Origin of the sequence: Halomonas sp., from assembly GCF_014859505.1 — a bacterium.
Classification (GTDB): Bacteria; Pseudomonadota; Gammaproteobacteria; order Pseudomonadales; family Halomonadaceae; genus Halomonas.
Map to the genome: position 1 here is coordinate 1 of NZ_JACUUD010000231.1, position 2,399 is coordinate 2,399.

A 2,399-nucleotide genomic window follows, 5' to 3' on the forward strand; every position below is an offset into this window, starting at 1 on the left:
CCCACCCGTGATTGTCAGCTGAGCGTCTTCTGCTTCAGCCGGTAGCTCTCCCCGCCGAGCAGGTAGAGGTGCGAGTGGTGGATGATCCGGTCGACGATCGGCACCGCCACGTTGTCGTCGTGGAAGAACTCCCCCCAGCTGGTGAAGTCCTTGTTGGTGGTGATGATCAGCGAGCGGTGCTCATAGAACCGGTTGATCAGCTGGAACAGCGCGTAGCGCGCCTGCCGGCTCATCGGCAGGTAGCCCAGCTCATCGATCACCAGGGCGTCGACCTTGGCGAGCTTGTGCAGCATCTTCTTCAGCTCGCCTTTCATCTCCGCCAGCTCCAGTTCCTCGACCAGGTCCAGGGCGTTGCGGAACAGTACTCGGTAGCCGGCTTCGATGGCCTTCTGGCCGATACCGATGCTCAGATGGGTCTTGCCCACCCCCGGCGGGCCGATGAACACCAGGTTCTCGCGGTTATCGAGGAAGGCGAAGTCCAGCAGGGCGTTGATCTGGCGCTTGGTGATGGTGGTCTGGTGCCGGTAGTCGAACCCCTCCAGCCGCTTGTCGCTGGGGAAGCCGGCCTGGCGCCGGTAGAGGTCGATGCGCTTCGCTTCGCGGGTCTGGCGCTCGTGCCCGACCAGCATATCGGCGAAGGTCAGGTAGGAGACCTCGTTAGCCTCGGCCTGGGCCAGCAGCTCGGGGAGGTCACCAGCGATGGCGCCGAGGCGCAGGCTGCGGTAGCGCCCGGCGGTCAGCTCAAGCTGTCCCATGGGTCACCTCCTGCTGGCCGCTGGAGTGGCCAAGTCGGGCGTACTGAGCCAGCTCCGCCGGTGGCGTGCAGGGGCTGGCGGCGTCATCACCGTCGTGATCCCGGCCCCTCGCCTTGGCGAGCCGGGCTGCCGCCAACCGTTCCTTAAGACCAACGGCCGTGAGGCGCTCCCGGGTGACCCAGTCGGCGAGCAGCGTCAGGTCCAGCTCGGGCTCGGCCTCCAACACCTGCCCGGCACCACGCAGCTGGTCCTTGTAGTGGTGCGGCATGCTCTGGCGCAGCTTGTCACACAGCTGCCGGCCCAACGGCTCGCCGAGACACCGGGCGATGGCTTGCTCCAGATCGGCCTCCAGCTGGCGGTGATCGCGGTAGTGGTTCTCGTTGCGCGAGGTGTGTCCTTTGCCCAGGTGCAGGGCGTGGGTGGCGATCTCCTCGCCACTCTCCAGGTCGTGGATCGCCAGGCGATCACCCGCTTCCCGGACCCCGATGCGACCCTGCTGGTAGGCCATCGGCACCGAGTACTTGTTGGCCTTCCAGGCGATCAGCCCGGTCTTGTCGACCCGGCGCGGAGCCAGGCCGTCGGCCTCGCGGCCCACGCAGGCCGGCGTCAGGTAGGGGCGCAGGTGGCGCTGCTCCTCGGCGTCGCACAGCGCCCTCGGCTGCTGGCCAGTGGTGCCGTGAGTGCGCACGTTGGCGACGTCATCGAGCCACTGCCGCACGTAAATGCGCAGGTCGGCCTCGTTGCGGAACACCTCGCCATAGAAGGCATCCTGCTTGGCGTACTTCACCCCGGCCTCGACCTTGCCCTTGCTCTCCGGGTCGTAGCCGCAGCAGGCGCGGATCCGGAAACCGGCAGTGGTGGCGTACTCGTGGAAGCGCTGGTTCACCTCCAGCTCACGGAACTGCTCGCTGATCACCACCATCTTGGTCTGGTCGTAGACGCACTCCTCGGGCAGGCCGCCGAAGTAGCGGAAGGCCTCGTCGTGCAGGCGGATGAAGGTGGCGGTATCGAGCGGTGACAGGCTGACACCGACGTAGGTCAGGCGTGAGTAGGAGAGCACGAACACCACGAAGTACAGGGGGCGCGGCTCGCCGCCGATCATCACCTCGCGCAGCTCACCCGGATCGACCTGGCACTGCACCCCAGGCACCATGTCGAGCACCGGTTCGTAGTAGCGCCGCTGCCGGCTGGCCACGGTGCTCTTCACCTGCTGCACGTAGCGGCGCAGGGTGCGCTCGGAGACCGCCAGCTCACCGACCTTCTCGCGCAGCTTGCGGGCGACCTTGACGCTGCTCAGCTTGGGAAAGGTGCGCAGCAGGTAGACGATGTAGTCGCGGTGGGCGTCGAGTTTCTTCTCGCGTTCCCGGTTGGACTGCGCCGCCTCGATGGTGGCCTCGTCCTGGCGCAAGTACTTGCGGACGGTGTTGCGAGAGATGCCCAGCTCCTGGCCGATGGCACGGATCGACAGACCCTGCCCGTCATCGTGTAACGCTTTGATCTTGTGAATCATTCCCCAGTCCTTCACATCTCCGCCCCGACCCTTGGCTGAGCCGACACGGTAGGTGGATGGTGGCAGCGCTGCCACCTCGGGGGTGGGTCAAAAGCGTTGGCCGGTACTGGGTCACTTTACTTGGCCATTAACAG

The 2,399-nt window shown here is 66.0% G+C and carries 2 protein-coding genes; both read right to left on the bottom strand.

All coding sequences use genetic code 11. The annotated features are described in order from the left end of the window. Positions 1–14: 14 nt before the first annotated feature. Positions 15–755, bottom strand: coding sequence for an IS21-like element helper ATPase IstB (gene istB / locus IBX53_RS15785; RefSeq protein ID WP_290911231.1), 741 nt, complete (start codon positions 753–755; stop codon positions 15–17). Continuing rightward, entirely contained in the window at positions 742–2,265 is a 1,524-nt protein-coding gene (istA, locus tag IBX53_RS15790; RefSeq protein ID WP_290911233.1) for an IS21 family transposase, read from the bottom strand. The genes istB and istA overlap by 14 nt, the downstream gene beginning before the upstream one ends. Between the last annotated feature and the right edge of the window lie 134 nt (positions 2,266–2,399).